Source organism: Succinimonas sp. (genome assembly GCF_045225735.1).
GTDB lineage: Bacteria > Pseudomonadota > Gammaproteobacteria > Enterobacterales > Succinivibrionaceae > Succinimonas.
Window position 1 is genome coordinate 1 of the sequence record NZ_JBGVBR010000198.1, and the last position, 4,699, is coordinate 4,699.

General features: G+C 51.1%; 6 protein-coding genes. 1 reads left to right on the plus strand and 5 read right to left on the minus strand.

What is annotated here, in order from left to right; all coding sequences use genetic code 11:
- Positions 1–47: 47 nt before the first annotated feature.
- Positions 48–377, minus strand: a complete 330-nt coding sequence (locus ACJROR_RS06905; RefSeq protein ID WP_406546478.1) for a hypothetical protein — start codon at positions 375–377, stop codon at positions 48–50.
- 138 nt (positions 378–515) lie between these two features.
- Positions 516–758, minus strand: coding sequence for a hypothetical protein (locus ACJROR_RS06910; RefSeq protein ID WP_406546479.1), 243 nt, complete (start codon positions 756–758; stop codon positions 516–518).
- Here ACJROR_RS06910 and ACJROR_RS06915 point away from each other — a divergent pair.
- Positions 757–957: a DUF3990 domain-containing protein gene (locus ACJROR_RS06915; protein WP_406546480.1), complete on the plus strand. Its 201-nt coding sequence runs from the start codon at positions 757–759 to the stop codon at positions 955–957. The two genes, ACJROR_RS06910 and ACJROR_RS06915, sit on opposite strands and share 2 nt — an antisense overlap.
- Before the next feature lie 22 nt (positions 958–979).
- On the opposite strand, the gene ACJROR_RS06920 is transcribed toward ACJROR_RS06915, so the two are convergent.
- The 3 genes from ACJROR_RS06920 to ACJROR_RS06930 form a co-directional block, all read right to left on the minus strand.
- Complete coding sequence (locus tag ACJROR_RS06920) at positions 980–2,230, minus strand: type II toxin-antitoxin system HipA family toxin (RefSeq protein WP_406546481.1); 1,251 nt, start codon at positions 2,228–2,230, stop codon at positions 980–982.
- On the minus strand, positions 2,230–2,508 hold the full coding sequence (locus tag ACJROR_RS06925; protein WP_406039674.1) for a helix-turn-helix transcriptional regulator: 279 nt from the start codon (positions 2,506–2,508) through the stop codon (positions 2,230–2,232). The genes ACJROR_RS06920 and ACJROR_RS06925 overlap by 1 nt, the downstream gene beginning before the upstream one ends.
- A gap of 744 nt (positions 2,509–3,252) precedes the next feature.
- Entirely contained in the window at positions 3,253–4,290 is a 1,038-nt protein-coding gene (locus tag ACJROR_RS06930; RefSeq protein WP_406546482.1) for a glycosyltransferase, read from the minus strand.
- Positions 4,291–4,699 lie beyond the last annotated feature (409 nt).

Consider the following 4,699-nt stretch of genomic DNA (forward strand, 5'->3'; position numbering starts at 1 on the left):
ATGCCCCAGAATGGAACAAAAAAACTCCAGACTGCCTGCTTTGCCGCCTACTTTGCTATAAAGAAGCTTTCGCCGCCGGCCTTCAGGGTGATCTGCTTCACTCCTTTCGGATACTCATGATACTCCTGCTTTTTGCCGTCCCGGGATACGATAAGAAGATCAAATTTGTCGGAAACTGCATCCGCGCTGAGGGTGCAGGACTGTTTAGGACCTAAGTGCTTTCCCTTTATCAGGTTATTTCCCCAGTCAGCGCTGTCCGGAGCAGCCGTATAGATCCCGGTGATGTCATAATCAGTGCTGTTAGCCAGAATAAAAGCTCCGGCGTTTCCTGCCAGACCAAAAACTCCTGCCGCAAGCAGCATCGCAAAATATCTCATTCTCATAAACCTTTCGCAGTTCTTCGGGAGCGGGGAAAAGGATGCTTGCCCCCTTATGACCCTGCCGCGTATGATACCAAGTTAATCAGGATCTGTCCTGCATTCAGGGAAAAATCCCATCTGGCACTGGGGAGCGCTTCAGATCCGTTTTTCTGGCCTGTCTGCCAAAACTTCTCCCCTCATCCCTGATTGCAGCCAGTTCAGAGCTGGCTGCGTCCGGAATGATGATTTCATGAGACGTTTTTGCATTACGACAGACGATTCCAGAATAATTGACGATTTCCCTTTACCGAAAGCTATTTCCCGAAAACCATTCTCAGGTTTAGAATGCGACTGTTTTCCTGGCAGATTTTGAAGCTTTTGGGGAGTGCTTTCCTTCATGATTTTATTCCGTGGCAGCAATACGGCGGTAAAAAAGCCCGAACTTCACTTATCCAGAAGTTCTTTGGATTTCGGGGCGGGATTTTATACCACGACTGACAAACTTCAGGCTGAAAAATGGGCGCATCGCACCACAAGAATCCGCCAGGAAGGTCAGCCGTGCCTTTCGGTATTTGAAACGGATGACCGCTACCCCTGATATGCGGGGCTTAACCGGTTCATCACTGCTTCTCGCAGAGGGCAAAAGCCGGTGCCATTTTATTCTGCTCCTCCCGATTAAGGCCGCAGGCGGCAGCGCTGTTTCGCCATTGCTTCCTGACAGTCGTGAGGATTTTTTTAGCCCGGATCTCGGCATCTTCCGGAGTCAGTCCGAAGGAAGAAGCCACATCAAGAGCCAGATCCAAGTCAATTCGGGGATCCTCCGGAGCAACATTAAGGGACAGCAATTTACCGTAGGGAATCGGATTGACATCATACATTGGCGAGAGCCGCCAGCCATTTTCCGTCAGAAGAAAACCGTGGTTACGGAGATGATCGTCGGTGTTGGAAACCGCCATGCTGAATACGATCCTTTGCCAGAGTTCCGCCAGATCTTCCCGGGGAGAGGCTCCGGCCATGGTGATGAAATCCGCGATATCAAGGTAGCTGCTCCCGGATGCTCCGTCCGTCTGGCCCAGCAAAAACATGGCAGATGAAAAATGAATCCTTCGCCTGCCCTCTCGGTCAAAACGTTTCACCAAATAGGTTGCCCCCGCAGCGGAAAAACAGGTCAGCTTGGATTCCGGCACGTTGAGCCCGCATATCTTTGCCATCTCATGAACTGCCTGTTCCCAGGCTCCGGTATTATGCTCATCATGTCTGGAAGGAAACTTGGCAATCCACAGAGTCCCGTCTGGAGCGCGGACTGTCGCCTTGGGACGGGCTCCGCCCAATGATGATCCCGGGGCTATAAGCAGCCGGAGCCATTTGTCGCTTAAGGAGTCTTCATCCTGTTCAAAAGCAAGAGAAGCGGCCTCAAGTTCTCGCAAGGCAACCCACGGCGGCGCTGCCATGTCACTGTCGCAAGACAAAAACGGGCCGCCCTCCTGAAGCGAAAAACGCAAGGCCCCCATCCTGCCTTCATCATGTACACCCAATAAATAATCAATTTCTGACAATTTATTTGGCTTTCGATCTTCATGGGCTGCCAGAATTGCCTCCCGGCGCTGCATCAGCATCCGGCCCCAGCGATCAGGGCAGGAATCCTCGAAAATTCCGAACAGCGATTTGCCATTTGGCACATATTGCCGCCCTCGGTAAAGCCCGAGATCCGGATCCAGAAAGTATTGACCAATATGGGTCTTAAGCCAGCTGGTGTCGTACTCAAAAGAACAGCTTTCCTTTCCTCGTCGGGTGTCAGCAAAAAGACAGCCCATCAAAGAAGGCTGATCAGATGACCAGCACTCGTAGGTGTATATTGTTTTTAGTGTCATCAGTTATCATCCCTTTTTCTTTGACGAGGTGCTCGCTTCCTTTGCGGCAAATCCAAATCCTGGAGTTCGCGTCCCAGTTCATCATCCTTCGCAATGAGAAGAAGATCCTGTTCCAGCCCTCCCAGAGCATGCAGCAGGGCGGCATAAGCTCCCATGGCAACGGAAGCGCTGCCTTTTTCAATGGCAGTAACCGTTTGTCTGGACACTCCCGCCCTCTCTGCCACCAGTTCCGCCGGAAGATGGCGGCGCAGTCTGGCAAGGCGGATTTGCTCTCCCATTTGACTTAACAGTTTCTGCATTTTCGGCAGAACAATAACGGCCCGGCGTCCCATACTTCACCTCGCATCCAAGATAATGCTTAAAATTACATACAAAACATGTCTATTTGTCAATATTTTTGATCGTTATCAGCAAGATCAGATGCTCTGAAGATGAACGGCTGAGACACCAATTCACGCTTCAAAAATCACCTCTTATCCATGATTATGCTTGAAATTACATACAAAACTTTTCTGTTTGTTCATATTTTTGATCGTTGCCCTTGAGATAGCAGTGAAATGAGAGCAGCTTCTGAAGGTAAACGATCAAAAGACTTTGTATTTATGCCTCAAAGCCTTGCATTGTCTGGTCTGGGGACAAAAAAAGTTAAGTTTTCCGGAAGTACGCTGATCTTCTCATATACTAAGTATCAGTTTATGCATCTCAGGCAGCGCAATAACGGCACGGCATCCCATACATCATCTCGTATTCATGATAATGCTTAAAAATACATGCAAAACATCTCTGTTTGTCTATATTTTTGATCGTTATCAGCAAAATAACAAGAGTGAGAAGACTGTGAAATGACAACAATATGGCAGCGTGATGAGATTATCTGAAAATGAATGATTAAAGCGCCCATGAATTCAGCCGTTGCAGCATTCCGCTGAAAAGTCAGAGAACGCAATAATTTAGATTGTCCGGAACCGGCGCTTGTTCTTTGCCCTGATGCAACGACATCTGGCTCTGCGCCGCGTTTTCTGTCACCATCGCTTCTTTTGCCCCAGACTCTCCAGCATGGCGGCAATGGCGTGACTGCTGTTGGGATAAGGTTCATATCTTTTGAGGCGGCGGAGACGCTCCATAACCCCGCCCATATTACGGAGATCCCGAACATCAATGCCGGTGCCGCAGCCTCTTCTCTCAATCTCCCGAATGGTCAAGGTATCCTCTGCCACATCCGGGCGGTTAAGAGCGGCAAAGGGGACGCCGGCCAGCATAATTTCAGAAACCGTGGACCAGCCGGCCTTGGCAATGCAGTAATCCGCCGCCGCCACATAATCCTGGGTATTGGGAACGTCAGAGGGCAGAGCTGTCACGTTATTTCCCCGGAGATTTACTGAAAACGTGGTTACAAAGTCATAGGGGAGATCCCCGACGTCAATGGCTTCCTGAATACCGTCATTGCTCATGCCGACTGAGATAAAAACCAGAGGGCGGGAATGGCGGGATCTTATTTCCTTTACCCTGGCCCGGTTAATGGCCCGGGCGGCAAAGCCGATGTCCGAACCTTCTCCCAGAACCATCCTGCAGGGCTCCGAGGCCAGATCATAGTAAAAAGCATAATCCCGGGAGCGGAAGGCCTTCCGGTATTCCTCCAGAAGCTCCTCCGGCAGAAAGGCTTCATATTGTTCTATCCAGGTGAAATTGGTAAGAATGCAGGAGGGAATGCCCTTCCTTTTTGCGGCCAGAAGAGCCCAGGGCGCAATGTCAACCGCATAAAGATCCGCATCCGGGCTTCCGGCAATCAAACTGTCCCATTCCGCCAGATGACTGCGTACCGCCCTTTCGGTGGCAGCCGCATCAACCTCCAGGGTGCCCGGCTTAAGGATAAGGCCGGCATCGGTGTGACATGCCATGATAGCAGCCCGGCCCTCAAGGTACGCCGCCGCCACCGCGCCGTGCTGTTTCCCGGTAATGACGGAAACCCGATGCCCGCGGTTAAGAAGCTCCCTTGCGATCTCCAGATTTCTCGTGAGATGTCCGTAACCATGATCCGATATGAAAAAAGCAATATCCATTAAACTGCTCCGTCTCTGCTGCTGTCCCTGATTGCATTTTGGGAATCTGCCGCCGCAACTATAACCGGACTCTGATGCCATGACAAATGAAATCCTCCGAAGCCCGGAGAGCATTTTTCCTGCCCCCTTAATCTCCGGACTGCTTCGCAGCTTAGCGGCCGCCATCAAGAGAGCAGCATCTTGTCAGAAACCTGCTTTCCCATGATAATGTGCCCCTGACGGAAACATATTCAGACCCCGCTTATGAAGCGGCTGCGGCGGCCCTAAGGAATCACGGAATCCCAGGAGAAAACTATGACAGATAACGCATCCCGCATCGGTGATGACAGCACCGCCGGAACAGAAGCCTTCAGCGCCCTTTCCGATGCCGAGCTGGAAGCTCTGGCCCCAGAGGGACTCCGTCTCACCG

Coding starts and splice junctions, on each gene's coding strand:
- ACJROR_RS06905 (WP_406546478.1), bottom strand. CDS start 377: ATGAGATATTTTGCGATGCTGCTTGCGGCAGGAGTTTTTGGTCTGGCA.
- ACJROR_RS06915 (WP_406546480.1), top strand. CDS start 757: ATGATTTTATTCCGTGGCAGCAATACGGCGGTAAAAAAGCCCGAACTT.
- ACJROR_RS06910 (WP_406546479.1), bottom strand. CDS start 758: ATGAAGGAAAGCACTCCCCAAAAGCTTCAAAATCTGCCAGGAAAACAG.
- ACJROR_RS06920 (WP_406546481.1), bottom strand. CDS start 2,230: ATGACACTAAAAACAATATACACCTACGAGTGCTGGTCATCTGATCAG.
- ACJROR_RS06925 (WP_406039674.1), bottom strand. CDS start 2,508: ATGGGAGAGCAAATCCGCCTTGCCAGACTGCGCCGCCATCTTCCGGCG.
- ACJROR_RS06930 (WP_406546482.1), bottom strand. CDS start 4,290: ATGGATATTGCTTTTTTCATATCGGATCATGGTTACGGACATCTCACG.